12 protein-coding genes are annotated in these 16865 nt (G+C 46.0%); 6 read left to right on the forward strand and 6 right to left on the reverse strand.

The features are described 5' to 3' along the window. Window positions 1-7: 7 nt before the first annotated feature. The 5 genes from fusA to AC060N_RS16905 form a co-directional block, all read right to left on the reverse strand. Window positions 8-2074: an elongation factor G gene (gene fusA / locus AC060N_RS16885; protein WP_479524800.1), complete on the reverse strand. Its 2067-nt coding sequence runs from the start codon at window positions 2072-2074 to the stop codon at window positions 8-10. Window positions 2075-2171: 97 nt separating this feature from the next. After that, window positions 2172-2648 (reverse strand): 30S ribosomal protein S7, encoded by a 477-nt coding sequence (gene rpsG, locus AC060N_RS16890; protein ID WP_106540265.1) that lies wholly within the window; start codon window positions 2646-2648, stop codon window positions 2172-2174. A gap of 142 nt (window positions 2649-2790) precedes the next feature. Beyond that, window positions 2791-3165 (reverse strand): 30S ribosomal protein S12, encoded by a 375-nt coding sequence (gene rpsL, locus AC060N_RS16895; RefSeq protein ID WP_106540266.1) that lies wholly within the window; start codon window positions 3163-3165, stop codon window positions 2791-2793. Window positions 3166-3394: 229 nt separating this feature from the next. Next, complete coding sequence (locus AC060N_RS16900; RefSeq protein WP_479524801.1) at window positions 3395-4699, reverse strand: HlyD family secretion protein; 1305 nt, start codon at window positions 4697-4699, stop codon at window positions 3395-3397. 43 nt (window positions 4700-4742) lie between these two features. Next, window positions 4743-6932, reverse strand: coding sequence for a peptidase domain-containing ABC transporter (locus tag AC060N_RS16905; protein WP_479524802.1), 2190 nt, complete (start codon window positions 6930-6932; stop codon window positions 4743-4745). A gap of 392 nt (window positions 6933-7324) precedes the next feature. On the opposite strand from AC060N_RS16905, the gene AC060N_RS16910 reads away from it, so the two are divergent. Further along, window positions 7325-9481: an elongation factor G gene (locus AC060N_RS16910; RefSeq protein WP_479524803.1), complete on the forward strand. Its 2157-nt coding sequence runs from the start codon at window positions 7325-7327 to the stop codon at window positions 9479-9481. 96 nt (window positions 9482-9577) lie between these two features. On the opposite strand, the gene AC060N_RS16915 is transcribed toward AC060N_RS16910, so the two are convergent. Then, window positions 9578-10885, reverse strand: coding sequence for a gliding motility-associated C-terminal domain-containing protein (locus AC060N_RS16915; RefSeq protein WP_479524804.1), 1308 nt, complete (start codon window positions 10883-10885; stop codon window positions 9578-9580). A gap of 168 nt (window positions 10886-11053) precedes the next feature. Between AC060N_RS16915 and AC060N_RS16920 the strand changes: the two genes are divergently transcribed. From AC060N_RS16920 to AC060N_RS16940, 5 genes are all read left to right on the forward strand, one after another. After that, window positions 11054-13372: an ATP-dependent helicase gene (locus AC060N_RS16920; RefSeq protein ID WP_479524805.1), complete on the forward strand. Its 2319-nt coding sequence runs from the start codon at window positions 11054-11056 to the stop codon at window positions 13370-13372. Between the two features lie 155 nt (window positions 13373-13527). Beyond that, the gene (locus AC060N_RS16925; protein WP_153640186.1) at window positions 13528-14139 is read left to right on the forward strand and encodes a DUF4290 domain-containing protein; all 612 of its coding nucleotides are present in this window, start codon (window positions 13528-13530) and stop codon (window positions 14137-14139) included. A 12-nt stretch (window positions 14140-14151) separates the two neighbouring features. Continuing rightward, entirely contained in the window at window positions 14152-15459 is a 1308-nt protein-coding gene (gene murA / locus AC060N_RS16930) for a UDP-N-acetylglucosamine 1-carboxyvinyltransferase (protein WP_479524806.1), read from the forward strand. Window positions 15460-15498: 39 nt separating this feature from the next. Then, window positions 15499-16050 (forward strand): TlpA family protein disulfide reductase, encoded by a 552-nt coding sequence (locus AC060N_RS16935; protein WP_479524807.1) that lies wholly within the window; start codon window positions 15499-15501, stop codon window positions 16048-16050. A gap of 163 nt (window positions 16051-16213) precedes the next feature. After that, window positions 16214-16852 (forward strand): nucleotide exchange factor GrpE, encoded by a 639-nt coding sequence (locus AC060N_RS16940; RefSeq protein WP_479524808.1) that lies wholly within the window; start codon window positions 16214-16216, stop codon window positions 16850-16852. Window positions 16853-16865 lie beyond the last annotated feature (13 nt).

The raw sequence follows: 16865 nt of genomic DNA on the forward strand, positions 1-16865 counted from the left end.
AATTATATTATAACAGATCAGTTCTTCCTTTAACATTTTCCAGAACCTCAAGTGCGATGTTCTTCGGAACCTCAGCGTAATGCGAGAATTCCATCGAAGAAGTTGCGCGACCAGAAGACAAAGTACGGAGTACGGTAACGTATCCGAATTGTTCTGAAAGCGGAACAGATGCTTTCACCACGCGGGCACCCAGTTTAGAGTCCATGCTCTCAACCTGACCACGACGACGGTTCATATCGGAAACAATGTCACCCATATATTCGTCCGGTGTAACAACCTCTACCTTCATAATCGGCTCAAGCAATACTGGTTTCGCTTTCGAAGCAGCATTTTTGAATGCCTGACGACCGGCAACCTCAAACGACAACTGGTCGGAGTCAACCGGGTGGAACGAACCATCGAGCAAGGTAACTTTCAAATTCTCTACCGGGAAACCAGCCAACGGACCGTTCACCATAGCATCTTTGAAACCCTTCTCAACAGACGGGATAAATTCCTTCGGAATGTTTCCACCTTTTACTGCGTTCTCGAACTGCAGACCTGAGTGACCTTCATCAACCGGGCCAACTTTAACAATAACGTCCGCAAATTTACCACGACCACCAGTCTGCTTCTTGTAGGTCTCACGCAACTCGACAGTTTCGGTAATCGCTTCCTTGTAAGCAACCTGAGGTGCTCCCTGGTTACACTCAACCTTGAATTCGCGTTTCAGACGATCGACGATAATTTCCAGGTGAAGCTCACCCATACCGCGAATAACTGTCTGTCCGCTGTCTTCGTCAGTTTGTACAACGAAAGTCGGGTCTTCTTCAGCCAGCTTAGCCAAACCGTTAGACAGTTTGTCCAAATCCTTCTGAGTCTTCGGCTCAACAGCCACACCAATAACCGGTTCCGGGAAGGTGATAGACTCAAGCTGAATAGGCTTATCAACAGCACACAGGGTATCTCCGGTGCGAATATCTTTGAAACCAACGGCTGCACAAATATCTCCGGCCTCAACGGCGTCACGCGGTTGCTGCTTGTTGGAGTGCATCTGGTACAGACGAGAGATACGCTCTTTTTTACCGGTACGGGTGTTCATTACATACGAACCGGCATCCAGCGTTCCTGAATATACGCGGATAAAGCAAAGACGACCTACGTACGGGTCAGTAGCAATTTTAAACGCAAGTGCGGTCAGCGGCTCATCAGCTTTCGGCTCACGCAAAATTTCTTCCTCAGTACCCGGCTTGTAACCTTTTACAGCACCAACATCGATTGGACTGGGCAGGTAAGCACAAACAGCGTTCAGCAACGTCTGAATACCTTTGTTTTTAAAAGCTGAACCACAAAGCATCGGAACGATATCGCCAGCGATAGTCGCTTTACGGATAACACCCTTCATCTCCTCAACAGAAATACTGTCCGGATCTTCGAAGAATTTTTCCATCAGCTCCTCGTCCTGCTCGGCAACTGCTTCTACCAGCTTCTCACGATATTCGTTTGCCTGGTCAACCAGGTCAGCCGGAATCTCTTCAATATCGTATGCTGCACCCATGGTTTCGTCGTGCCATACAATGGCTTTCATCGAAATCAGGTCAACAACACCTTTGAATGTTTCTTCGGAACCAATCGGAATCTGAAGTGGAACCGGATTTGCACCCAGTTTCTCTTTCACCTCACCAACCACTTTGAAGAAGTCGGCTCCCGAACGGTCCATCTTGTTAACAAATCCCATACGCGGAACGCCGTATTTTACAGCCTGACGCCATACAGTTTCCGACTGGGCTTCCACACCACCTACGGCGCAGAAAGTTGCAATAGCACCATCGAGTACACGCAACGAACGCTCAACCTCTACAGTGAAGTCAACGTGTCCGGGAGTATCGATAATGTTAATCTGATGAATAATATCATTATACTTCCACTCGGTAAATGTTGCAGCCGAAGTAATGGTAATACCACGCTCCTGTTCCTGCTCCATCCAGTCCATTGTAGCTGCACCGTCGTGAACCTCACCAATTCGGTGAGTACGACCGGTATAGAACAAAATCCTTTCGGTGGCAGTGGTTTTGCCGGCATCAATGTGGGCCATGATGCCTATATTTCTCGTATTTTTTAAATCCCTTGCCATGTGAATAATTATACTCTATTCGTGAATCCTTTTACTAATAACCTAACAACACATACGATTAGAAACGGAAGTGTGCAAATGCACGGTTCGCTTCTGCCATACGGTGGGTATCTTCTTTCCTTTTGAAAGCTCCACCTTCTTCGTTAAATGCTGCCATGATTTCTGCAGACAATTTCTCTGCCATCGACTTACCTGAGCGTTTGCGTGCGAAAAGAATCAGGTTACGGATTGAAATCGCGGTTTTACGTTCGCCACGGATTTCCATCGGCACCTGGAAGGTTGCCCCTCCTACTCGCCTACTTTTTACCTCTACCTGAGGGGTAATGTTCTGAAGGGCTTTTTTGAAAATATCGAGAGACGAAAGCTCGTTGTCTTTCATCCGCTCATCTACTATCGCCAAGGCATCGTAGAAAATTTTGAATGCGGTGGTTTTTTTACCATCACGCATCAAGTCATTTACAAACCGGGTTACCAGTGTGTCATTGAATTTCGGATCTGGCAACAGAATCCTCTTCTTTGGTTTTGACTTCCTCATTTTAGTTACTCTTGTTAAGTGTTATTCGAATCAGCTGTTGTTCAGTCTTCAGTTTGATAGCCTGCATGCACAGACCCTTACTCAACTAAACCACTACACAAATAACTAAATTGTACTAATTTCATTAACTGCAATAAATCGCTTATTTCTTCGGACGTTTAGCACCGTATTTCGAACGACGCTGCGTACGACCTTCTACTCCGGCTGTATCGAGCGCACCACGAATCAAGTGGTAACGTACACCAGGAAGGTCTTTTACACGACCACCACGCACCAGCACGATGGAGTGCTCCTGCAGGTTGTGTCCTTCACCCGGGATGTAAGCGTTTACTTCTTTACCATTGGTCAACCTAACCCTGGCAACTTTACGCATTGCTGAGTTCGGCTTCTTCGGCGTAGTCGTGTACACACGCACACAAACGCCACGACGTTGCGGACAAGCGTCCAGCGCGGGAGACTTACTCTTCTCGTTAATCTGCTTTCTCCCTTTACGTACTAACTGTTGAATAGTAGGCATAAAAGTTTAAAATTTGAACATTAATATATTTACGCACACAAAATGGTTCGCAAAGGTACATTATTTTTCGGAGAATCAGCACTGTTTATTACTCAACAGCGGCAGATCCTGCCTAAAATCGGTTTGCAAAATTACACATTTTCAAGACAAAACCTCATTATCAATAAAAAAAAAATAGTGCTATCTCCTCGATTTTGAGGAATTTTTGAGTTTTGGGAAGGATTTTTCACTAGCGTGCCACGCGTTCGCGGAAGATGGATTTGATAGGATCGAAGAGTCGTTGTATCAAACGACGATCTTCAGTAATAATCTCGGCTGTGCCGGAAATTTCGTGGTTAAAATCGAGTTTCGTTCCATAGTTGGTCACCAGCCCATTGGGCAAGTTCACCTCACATGAATAGTAGTTATCATTCGGGACTTCCGAAATTTTATCGACCCGGCCTTCAACCATACCGTATTCCATGTACGGATAATTAGCAAATTTAATGTTGACTTTTTGCCCAACTTTCACTTTTCCCGATCCCTGGATCTGCAATTTTACTTTACCAATAATGCGACTGGGTTTGTCGGGAACTATCGTAAACACATTCTCGCCCTTCGTCACATTCTGGTTCACACTCCAGAATTTAGTGAACGTCACATTGCCATCGATGGGCGCTTTCATCAGGTAATTCAACTCCCATACACCAATTTCGCCCCGGAGATTATTGTAGGCTTCTTCCAGCGAAAGCTGCAACCCTTTTTTCTCCTGGTCGTATTTGTTTTGCATATCGATGACCGACTGCTGCAAATCCAGAATTTTCATCTGGGTTTCGGCCAGGGTTGTCCGAACACCTTCAAAATCGTATTGCTTATTCAGCAACGTTTGTTTGGAGGTTTGATATTCGGCCAGCGACAATACACCTTTATTATATAGTAGTGAATCGCGCTTAAACTTCTGCTTCGCCAGCCCCAAATCTTCCGCAACCACTTTCCGACGACTCCACTGCCGGTCGTAGTACATCCGGTAAACTCCTACCTGGTCCTGCAGTGCTTTAATCTTTTCGGGATAATAATTACGCTCGGAGAAATGGAGGTAATCATTATACAACTTCAGAAAGGCCGTATACTTCGGTTGAATGGTGCCAAGCGTATAACTATCCTTGAAAATGGTTTGCTTATTCAAATCGAAGTCGATGAAAAATGGCGACAACCAACGCAAGTGTTTCTCCAAATCCAGCACATCGTCAAAATTGGCCGGGTTTTCCAACAATGCAATCCGCTGCCCTTTTTCAACATGCTCCTTATCCTTCACGTACAGCTGTGTGATTTTCCCATCGACACGAGCCACTATATTAGCCGGCGGATTTTCGGTGGTAACCACAATGGGAGAGGTAATAATATCGGGATATTTGAAGAACCAGCTACCAACAAAAAGCAACACAACAACCACAAAAACCAGCGTTGTGCCGTTTCGCGTAATCCACGCAGGCATCCGTCCAAGAATATCCTGAACTTCCTCGCTTCTGATTTCCAAGTGTCTCTTTTTTTCCATAAAACCGGTCGCGGTTACTTATTATATATGGTATCCCGAAAAATCAGGCTCCCAACTCCAACTGGTTTTTCACCAGATGGAAATATTGTCCTTTTTTAGCAATCAATTCATTGTGCGTACCCCGCTCTACAATCGCACCTTTTTCAAGCACGACAATCTGATCGGCGTTCTTCACCGTGCTTAACCGGTGAGCCACGACAACCACTGTTCTTCCTTTATAGAACTCCTCCATGTTTTCCATGATGATTTTTTCGTTGTTGGCATCCAACGCATTGGTTGCCTCATCGAGGAAAATAAAATCGGGGTCTTTGTATATGGCACGGGCCAGCAAAATACGCTGTTTCTGTCCCTGCGACAATCCTACACCTTCCTGTCCAATCTTGGTATTGTAACCAAGCGGCAGCGACTCGATGTAGTCCTGAATGTTGGCCATTCGTACAGCATGAAGCATACGCTCCCTGTCGATAATATCCTGACCGACGGCTATATTATTAATAATGGTATCCGAAAAAATAAATCCGTCCTGCATGACCACTCCACACTTGTCACGCCACAAGCGGCTGGAGAAGTTTCGCAGCTGAATATCGCCTAAATGAATGTCGCCTTTTACCGGCTGATAAAAACCCAACATTAACTTGATAAGCGTCGTTTTTCCACTTCCGCTCATCCCCACGATTGCTGTCGTTTTTTCGGCTGGCACATGCAAACTAATATCCTTAAGCACCATGGGCGAATGTGGTCCTTCGTACTGGAAGTGAACACCATTGATGGTGATCTCTTTGTTCTCCGGGAAAACCGTAATCTTGGGGTCTTCAGCTTTTTCCTCATCTTCCTTTTCGTGAATTTCACCCAACCGCTCCAGCGAAATCTTCGCATCCTGTGCTGTCTGGAAGAAATTCATCAATCCTTCAATCGGGGCGTTCATCTGTCCAATGATATACGATACCGCCACCATGGCACCGAGTGTCATCTGACCATCAATAACCAACTTAGCCGAAAGGAACGAAACCAGAATATTCTTCAACTGGTTGACAAATCCCGAGCCAATCGTCTGCGTCTGCGTAAGCGATAACCGCTGTACATTTACGCGAAATAACCGTGCCTGAATGCGTTCCCACTCCCAGCGCTTCTGCTTTTCGCTATTATTGAGTTTGATTTCCTGCATTCCGGTTATCAACTCAATCAACTTGCTCTGGTTGTCGGCCAACTGCGAAAAACGACGAAAATCGAGCTCCCGGCGCTTTTTCATGAAAAAGAGAATCCAGACTACGTATAGGATACTTCCGATAAGGAAAATAGCGAGAATCTGCCAGCTATAAATGGCCAGCACGATGGAGAAAACCACCAGGTTGAACATGGAGAAAAGGACGTTCAGCGACTGATTGGTCAGGAATTGTTCTATCCTGACATGATCACCGATACGCTGCATCATATCCCCTATCATTTTCGTGTCGAAAAAGCCAATAGGCAACCGCATCAGTTTCACCAAAAAATCGGATATCAGTGAAATATTGATACGTGTCGTGAGGTGCAGTAATATCCAGTTACGGATAAATTCTACGGTAGTTTGCGATATAAACAAAACGAGCTGGGCGACCAGAACCAGGGTAACAAATCCCATGTTCCGGTTATTGATACCCACGTCGACCATTGATTGGGTCAGGAACGGGAAAATCAACTGGAAGACACTTCCCAGGAATAACCCCAGCGCCAGCTGTACCAGGTATTTCTTATAGGGCTTCAGATAGGCAAACAGGAACCGGAACGAAGATTTGTCTTTCTTCTCGTCTTCGATATTATAAAAATCGGGAGTCGGTTCCAGCAGCAGGCAAAGACCTTTGGCATTCTCGGTGTCTGTCGAGCCGGTCCATCCTTTCATAAACTCGTTTACCGAATATTTCAGCAAACCGTAAGCCGGATCGGCTACATAAATCTTTCCTTTTTTGATTTTATATACAACGACAAAATGCTCCTGCTTCCAATGAACAATACAAGGCAACGGAACCTGCTCCGTCAACTGCTCAAAGGAGACACGCGCCCCGATAGAACGCATACCAATCGATTCGGCCGCATCCGATATTCCCAGCATGGATACGCCTTCGCGAGTCAGGTAACTTCGGTCCCTCAGGGTTTGAAGTGAAAAATTTTTCCCGTAATGTTTGGCAATCATCCGGAGGCACGACGGACCGCAGTCCATGGCATCCAATTGCTTAAAGAAGGGAAATCGCTGCATGTACAGATAGTTTAGTCCCTGGAAATGTTTAAGAACAAATATAGCGGGATTCAATTATATTCAAAACAAAATGGTTTTTTATGTATAGTTCGAAGGCCATATTCGATAAAATATATTCTAAAACATATTTCCAAACCCTGATTTCAGGTCATTTCAACCTCCATTTTTCCAGAAAAAATCCTGATAAATCTGATTGACAAGTTATTTACCCGAAAAAATCAATATTTCCGTCAGAAAAAAGCCATCAATCTATTACCATAAAAGGGTTGTGTCTTGTTAAATAATTTTTAATTTTGGTAGACTCGTTTGGCACCTGTCTGAAAAAAACAGGTGCCGTTTTACTATTCAAAACCTTTAAACATTTTTTTCCATCCTAAAAACTTTGACTGCACATGAAAGTATACCAAACCAATGAAATTAGGAATCTGACGTTACTGGGTAATGCCGGCGCCGGGAAAACCACCCTCGCGGAGACGATGCTCTACGAGGGTGGTGTTGTCAACCGCATGGGTGAAGTAGAAAACAAAAACACCGCTTCTGACTATCACCAGGTTGAACAGGAGTACGGAAACTCCGTTCATCCAACCGTTCTCTATACCGAATACAACGGTTGCAAGCTGAACATCATCGATACTCCCGGAATGGACGATTTTGTCGGTGGTGTCATTCCCGCCCTCAGCGTAGCTGCCACCGGACTCATGGTCTTCAATACCGTGAACGGCGTGGAAGTCGGAACCGAAATTGCCAACCGTAACGCTGAAAAATTTCACACTCCGCTTATTTTCGTGATGAACCACCTGAATCACGAAAACACTAACTGGGATATGTCCATCGATTCGGCGAAAGCCGCTTTCGGAAACAAACTGGCCATCGTACAGTATCCGGTCAATCCAGGTGTTGGATTCAACAAAGTGGTCGACGTACTGAAAATGAAAATGTACGAATGGCCTGCTAATGGTGGAAAAGCTCAGATTGTTGATATTCCGGAAGAGGAAAAGGAAAAAGCTGAGCAAATGCATAACGAACTCGTGGAGATGGCCGCTGAGAATGACGAGGACCTGATGGAACTCTTCTTCGAAAAAGGCGAGCTTACCGAGGACGAGATGCGCACTGGTTTGAAATTAGGAATGCTCGACCGCAGTGTTTTTCCGGTATTCTGTACCTGTGCCTCCTGCGATATGGGAAGTCGCCGTTTAATGGAGTTCATCATTAATGTGGCTCCGCATCCCGGAGAACTTGCGCCGAAAAAAACGGTCAATGACAAAGAAGTCAAAGCCGATGCCAACGGCCCGACTTCACTCTTCGTTTTCAAAACTTCCGTAGAACAACACGTTGGTGAAATCACTTACTTCAAAGTGATGTCAGGAACTGTAAAAGAAGGTATGGACCTGATAAACACGACCCGCGACGCCAAAGAACGTATTTCGCAGATTTATGCCGTAGCCGGAAAAACCCGGACAAAAGTTACCGAAATGGTTGCCGGAGATATCGGTGCTACCGTAAAACTGAAAGAAACCAAGCACAATCATACCCTGTCCGACAAGGATGCAAATTATAAATTCCCGCCGTTGCAATACCCGGAACCACGGTACCGGACGGCCATTAAAGCAGTAAACGAAGCCGATGAAGAAAAGATGGGTGAATACCTGCACCGGATGTCCGAAGAAGACCCGACTTATGTAGTTGAGTACTCGAAGGAATTGAAACAGGTAATTGTGCACGGTCAGGGAGAATATCACCTCAACACGCTGAAGTGGTACTTTAACAATATCTTTAAAATTGATATTGAATATCTCAAACCGAAAATTCCCTATCGGGAAACCATTACAAAAGCAGCTCAGGCCGACTACCGTCACAAAAAGCAGAGTGGTGGTGCCGGACAATTTGGCGAGGTGCATATGATTATCGAACCTTATGAGGAAGGAATGCCCGCCCCATCTGCCTATAAAATTGATGGTAAAGAATGGAAGGTCAGCCTTCGTGGTACTGAAGAGCACAAACTTTCGTGGGGTGGTAAACTGGTATTCTGCAACTGTATTGTTGGTGGTTCCATCGACGCCCGCTTCCATCCGGCTATTCTGAAAGGAATTATGGAAAAAATGGAAGAAGGTCCGTTAACCGGTTCATACGCCCGTGACATCCGCGTTTGTATTTACGATGGTAAAATGCACCCGGTTGACTCCAACGAGATTTCGTTCAAACTGGCCGGACGTAATGCCTTTAGCCAGGCGTTTAAGAAAGCCGGAGCAAAAATCCTCGAACCCATTTATGATGTAGAGGTACTTGTACCATCCGATCGCATGGGTGATGTGATGAGTGATCTCCAGGGACGTCGCGCCCTCATCATGGGAATGAGCTCCGAAAAAGGATTTGAGAAAATTGTAGCTAAAGTTCCATTAAAAGAGATGGATCGCTATTCGACTGCTTTAAGTTCGCTGACGCAAGGACGCGCTATGTTCACGATGAAATTTGCCGGTTACGAGAAAGTTCCGGGAGAAATTCAGGAAGAACTGCTTGCTGCTTACGAAGCGGAACAAAACGAAGAATAAACTGTCTTTTCCAACCTATGATTAACTTAAAACCCCTGCATCCATCACCGGAAGCAGGGGTTTTTCATGTTTTATTCTTTACATATCCTGAAGGTGTCACCTCAACAGGTGAATAAATCCTTTTCGTCGTCGTCGTGTTCCGTCACGACCTTTCGCGTCCACCACATAAAAATAAACGCCCGCTGAAGCCGGTTTCCCGCCAATCTTACCATCCCATGCTGCCAATTCGGAGTCTGCAGGAATATAGCCGCTCTTTTTGTAGTGATGCACCGTTCTGCCCCAGCGATTCAAAATCTGAAAATCGAGCGATTCCAGCGAACGCGTTTTGATTTTCAACACATCGTTCATTCCGTCACCATTGGGCGTAAATACAGGCGGAACCAATACCAGGGCGGTATCGGCCACAATATAATCACCCAGGTAAAATGTGTCACGACAGGTAAAATTCGGATTCTCTTTTGCTGCCACCAGCTTCACCATATAGCGTCCCGAGTTTTCGTAAGTATAAACGGGATTCACACCGGTCAGTGTTTCCATAATCGAATCGACCGGTTGCGTTGCCGTGGAAGCTTCTTCCCTGATAGCTGTAATATCTTTGAACAGAAACCATTCGTATTTATCGTCGTCCGCATTAACCGACTCGTTATTAAACTGCACCTCCAACGGCGCCTGGTAATTCGGGTACTGCGGATCACTTTCCTGGGGGGTTGTCCACGAAAATTTGGCTTCCGGCACTACCGATTGATAGGTTACCTTGGCAGTTGCCGAACAGCCCGCCCGATTGGTTACTTCCAGTCGGTAATCCGTATTTTGTGCCGGGACATCGTACATGGTAAAGACTGGCTGTGTAGACAAACGCACGTCGCCATCGTACCAGGCATACGTGTCGTTCGATGCCACCGTGACCTGCTGATTCGAAGTAATATCATAATAGGCAAAAGTCGAACCGGTTACCGCCGATTCAAGTTGAAATGACGTACAGGTTGATGCAGACACCGCGGCTGTTGCCTGCAACCAGCTATTGAAAACCCACGCCCGGAACGAGTAATTGGTACCACCATCGGTGAACGAAACCTGGTAACAGCCATCTGCCAGATTCTGTATAACAGATGACGCCCCACTTTCGGTTGTATACGCATCGAAAGTGCCGGTGGAGCTGTCGTATTTTGTCCAGTTGAATGTTACGACACCACCAGCCGACTCTGCCTGCAGTTCGGCAATCTGCTGTCCCTGCTGCGTGCAGAAATAATAAATCATATCGTTATTCGGGGTAACCGGATAACTCGTACTTTCCGAAAAATCAGATGCCGGCGCAGTAAGTTGCTGCGCATTCGAATGAAGAGTTATTCCGGATACGAGAAAAACAACAAGCCAGACTTTAGCAACCAGTGGGTTAATTTGCATGCAGGTAATTCTTTGCGGTTAAACCTGAATACAAGTATAAAAATAATCGACGGGAATTAATTTGAATTCGTTGACAGACCATTGAAATTTTTCCTGTCAGGCAGTTATATTTGCAATTGGTTGCTGAAAAGAAACTGTTATTTTTTAACCGATTAATCCACTCCCGGCGTGAACAACTACCTCGAGGAATTAAATGAAGCCCAACGCGATGCCGTTATCAATACCGAAGGACCTTCGCTGGTGATTGCCGGTGCCGGTTCCGGGAAAACACGCGTACTTACCTACCGAATTGCCCACCTGCTGAAGAATGGCGTTCCACCTTCATCTGTGCTGGCGCTCACCTTCACCAACAAGGCTGCACGTGAAATGAAAGAGCGGATCGCGAAGATTGTTGGCTCCCAAACAGCGCGCTACCTCTGGATGGGAACATTTCACTCCATCTTTGCCCGCATCCTGCGAAGCGAAGCAGAGATTATCGGTTACCCGTCCAACTTCACGATTTACGACACGCAGGACACCAAAAGTTTGTTGAAGACCATCATCAAGAGCATGAAGCTCGACGATAAAACGTACAAGCCGGGCTTGGTTTACAATCGGATTTCGGCAGCCAAGAACAACCTGATTACGCCGGTTGCTTACCAGCAGAACACACAAATTCGAGAAGCAGACCAGGCCGCGCGCCTTCCCCGCCTGGCCGAAGTGTATAAAGAATACGCACGACGTTGTAAAAATGCAGGAGCAATGGATTTTGACGATCTGCTGCTCCAAACGAACCTGCTGTTCAAGAACCACGAAGATATTCTGAAGAAATACCAGGAGCGTTTCAAATACATTCTGGTCGACGAGTACCAGGATACCAACTTCTCGCAATACCTGATTGTGAAAAAACTGGCGCAGAACCACGAAAACATCTGCGTGGTGGGCGACGATGCCCAAAGTATTTATTCGTTCCGGGGAGCGAAAATTGAAAATATTCTGAACTTCCGTAAAGATTATCCCGAATTCAACACCTATAAACTGGAGCAGAATTACCGTTCGACACAAACCATTGTCGATGCAGCCAACAGCCTCATCGAAAAAAACAAACGACAGCTACCCAAACGGGTATTCAGCGAAAACGCCACAGGAGAAAAGATTCAGGTAATCGGTGCGCTGACAGACAACGAAGAGGGATACCTGGTGGCGAACGAAATCATCGACATGCGGATGAACAACCAGCACCGGTATGCCGATTTTGCCATCCTCTATCGGACCAATGCCCAATCGCGTATTTTCGAGGAAGCGCTGCGAAAAAGAAATATTCCGTACAAAATCTACGGGGGACTTTCGTTCTACCAGCGTAAGGAAATTAAAGATCTGCTGGCCTATTACCGGTTGACCATCAACGTGAAGGACGACGAAGCGTTCAAGCGGATCATCAATTATCCGGCACGTGGCATCGGTAACACGACCATGACGCGCCTGGAGACCTACGCAGTTCAGAACAATCAAAGTATCTGGGAAATTGCTTCGAATCCGGATGAGTGCCAAATGGCCGGGCTGAATGCCGGAACACAGCGTAAAGTGGCTGAGTTCATTCATATGATCGAAGGTTTTGCCGGTCAGCTCGCTTCGACAGAATCCTATGAGCTGGCCATGCAGATTGCTTCCGACAGCGGCATGCTGAAAGAATTTTACAAGGATAAAACTCCGGAAAACCTTAGTCGGTACGAAAACGTGCAGGAGTTGCTGAATGCCATCCAGGATTTTTCGCTGAACGCGAAAGAGGAAGGTCGTCCCAACCAGCTCAACCACTTCATGGAAGAAGTCGCCCTACTGACCGACCAGGATACTGACAAAGAAGAAGATTTTGATAAGGTGACCCTGATGACGGTCCACTCATCCAAAGGCCTCGAATTTAAAAATGTATTTATCGTTGGCCTGGAAGAGAACCTCTTTCCTTCGGGATTTTCGGGTACGTTGACCGCGCCGGAACTGGAAGAGGAACGGCGCCTGTTTTACGTAGCGCTTACCCGGGCCGAGCAAAATGCGTGGCTGTCTTTTGCCAAACAACGCTATCGCTGGGGAAATCTCGAATTTTGTAATCCCAGCCGTTTCATCGGCGAGATTGACGAGCAATTCCTCTATTTCAAATCCGGTGGACTGCAAGCTCATATTCCCAGACGGGAATCGGTGCCTACCGCGAAAGAAGAAACGAGAGGTGCCAGACGAAGCCCAATGGGCATTCGCAGTCAACAAGGAAACGAACAACTCGGTAAACGCCTCACCCGACTAAATGAAGCCAGCAGACAAAACGCCGCAGCCTTTACGGGAAGTGATCCGGAAGAAATACAGGCCGGCATGTTTGTGGAACATCAACGTTTCGGACGGGGAAAGGTGATAGCTATCGAAGGAACGATGCCCGACAGGAAGGCCAAGGTATTTTTTCCAAATGCCGGAGAAAAACACCTGCTGTTGAAATTTGCCAAACTAAAAATCGTGGAATAATATCCGGTAGTTGAGAAATTCATTTTTGATACCCCGAAAACCTTAACTTTTTGTATTATGCGGCAAAAGGATTAGATTTGTGATCGAAATCCTTCGTGCTTTTGCCTGATACTCCCGCATTATGCAAAATGCCACTTAACCGAAGATACTTTTCAATGGATTATAACTCGAATCGAAAAAAACTGAAACTTCCTGAATACGGAAGGAATATTCACAAGATGGTTGACTACGTGGTTTCTATCGAAGACCGCGAAGAGAGAAACCGTGCGGCCAATCAAATCATCGAAATCATGGGGAACATGTATCCCTATCTTCGTGATGTCAGCGATTTCCGGCACAAATTGTGGGATCATATCGCCATTATGTCCGATTTCAAACTGGACATTGACTACCCTTACGATCCTCCCCGTCCGGAAACCTTCCTCGAAAAACCCAAGCCGGTACCATACACTAATGCTCCGATCAAATATCGGCACTACGGAAAACTCATCGAAAAGATGATCGAGCAAGCCGCTCAGTACGACGATGACAGTCCGGAGAAAAAACAACTTACCCAGATGCTGGCCAACCAGATGAAGAAATCGTTTGTCGTTTGGAACAAGGAAACGGTAAACGACGATAAAATTTTAAAAGATCTGGAGGAATTATCGGAAGGTGACCTGAAAACCGAAGAAATTTCAAGACTTGCCGATACCCGCGATATTCTCAAAAGTGGCGGAAGCAGCAATAAAAAGAAAAGCAAAGGAGCTAACCGGAAACATAAGTAATTAGCCACTTATATGGCACGGTTTATCATAGAAGGTGGACGCTCACTCACCGGAGAACTGATTCCACAGGGAGCCAAAAACGAAGCTTTACAGGTAATTTGTGCAGTCTTACTCACCGACGAAGAGGTAAATATCGCCAACATCCCCGAAATCAGCGATGTGCTAAAACTCATCGAAATGCTGAAAGGGTTTGGGGTGAAAGTAAACCGCAAAGCAAAAGGCGATTATAGCTTTCAAGCCAACCAGGTTGACATCGATTATCTCAATACTGAAGAATTTCGGAAGCTGGCAAGTGGCTTGCGCGGTTCGATCATGATCATCGGTCCGCTGCTGGCCCGCTTTGGGAGAGGAATAATTCCACAACCCGGAGGCGATAAAATAGGGCGCCGCAGACTGGACACCCACTTTATCGGTCTTGAGAAAATGGGGGCCGATTTTCATTACGATGCAGATAACGGCCAATACCAAATAAAAGCCAACCGACTTTCCGGCACCTATATGCTTCTCGATGAAGCTTCGGTTACCGGTACCGCCAACCTGGTGATGGCCGCGACACTCGCCAAAGGAACCACAACCATTTATAACGCAGCGTGTGAGCCCTATGTACAGCAACTGTGCAGAATGCTTAATTCGATGGGTGCCAATATCAGTGGAATTGGCTCGAACTTACTCACTATCGATGGAGTCACATCGCTAAGCGGATGCAAACATACCCTCCTACCCGACATGATTGAGGTAGGAAGTTTCATTGGCCTCGCAGCCATGACCTCTTCTGCCCTCACGATTAAGAATGTTTCGTTACAGAATCTGGGTATCATTCCCGATGCTTTTCGCCGGTTAGGTATACAACTCGAAAACCGGGGTGACGATCTCTTTATTCCTTCCCAGGAACATTACGAAGTGGAATCGTTCATCGATGGTTCCATCATGTCCATTGCCGATGCGCCCTGGCCGGGACTAACACCCGACTTACTTAGTGTTTTCCTGGTAGTAGCAACACAGGCCCGCGGCAGTGTTTTGATTCACCAGAAGATGTTTGAGAGCCGTTTGTTCTTCGTCGACCGGTTGATTGACATGGGGGCTAAAATCATTCTTTGCGATCCGCACCGCGCAACGGTTATCGGTCTCGACCGGGCCCTTCAGTTACGGGGAACACATATGACCTCACCCGACATCCGTGCAGGAGTTGCTCTGCTTATCGCTGCCCTATCCGCTTCAGGCACTTCTACCATTGATCACATTGAGCAGATCGACCGGGGATACGAAGCAATCGACGTTCGGTTAAACAGTCTTGGCGCGAAGATTGTAAGAGAATCATAACAGATTCAATCTCTGAATGTCGAACTTAAAAACATGATCATGAAATATCGCATCCTCACCTCGCTGCTTGCTATCGCTTTTATTGCGTTTACGGCAAACGCAAGCCTTGCTAAAAACCACAAAAACAAAAGCACAGGCCCGCCGGTGGGAACATCCGTTGGAAAAACAGCACCCAACATTATCGAGACCGGCATCAATGGCGACACCCTTAAACTTTCCGCTTTGCGCGGAAAAATGGTGTTAATCGATTTCTGGGCATCGTGGTGCGGACCATGCCGCCGCGAAAATCCCAACGTGGTAAAAGCTTACGATGAGTTTAAGGATAAAAATTTTCAGGAAGGAAAAGGCTTTACCGTATTTAGCGTCTCGCTCGATCAAAGCCATACTGCATGGGAACATGCAGTCAAAATGGATAACCTGTCATGGCCCTGGCACGTCAGCGATTTGAAAGGATGGATGTCAAAATACGCAGGAGTTTACGGCGTGCGCGGAATTCCCTCCAACTTTCTTATCAACGGAAAAGGAGTCATTGTTGCACGCAATCTTCGTGGCAATCAACTTATAGAGACCCTTTCCACATTACAGAAATAATTTGTTAACAGTCCGGTAGGAATCCTTACTTTTGCGGACAATTACTTTTCGGTTCAACCGCTTTGACAGTCGGTCGGGGCGAAAAATGTCAATTTGTCCGAATTAGGCAATTGGCAAAAGTTTTGTTGAACAGTGACGAAATCGATTAGAAAACTTCAATCGTATGAGCAAAGAAAAAAAACAACAGGAGGAACAAAAAGAAATGAATACCAACGAAATGGAAGAAAAAGAAGTAACAATTGACAGCTCCTCCGACAGTGACGAAGTTTCAACAGCAGATAAAGAAAAACAATCAGAAGAGAAACACGACGATAAGAAAGACAAGAAAAAGTCGAAAAAGGACAAGGACGCGGACAAAGTAGCAGAATTGGAAAAGCAGGTCGAAGCAATGAATGACAAATATCTGCGCCTTTCTGCTGAATTCGATAATTACCGCAGAAGAACATTGAAGGAGAAAATGGAACTGACCAAAACAGCTGGAGAGAGCATTCTGGTCAATATTCTCCCGGTTATCGATGATTTTGAACGCGCAATTAGTTCTATGGAACAGGGACTAGAATCAGCCGCCGTGAAAGACGGTGTTGAGCTGATCTACGGCAAGTTTAAAGAATTTCTGAACCAGAATGGTGTCAAGGAAATTGAGGCCAACGGTACAGAGTTCGATACCGATCTGCATGAAGCCCTGACAAAAATTCCGGCACCATCCGACGATCTGAAAGGCAAAGTAGTCGATGTTATCCAAAAAGGATACGTATTGAATGACAAAGTGATTCGATTTGCCAAAGTGGTAGTTGGAGAGTAAAACGGAAATATTA

This window comes from Prolixibacter sp. DSM 2831, from assembly GCF_056493735.1.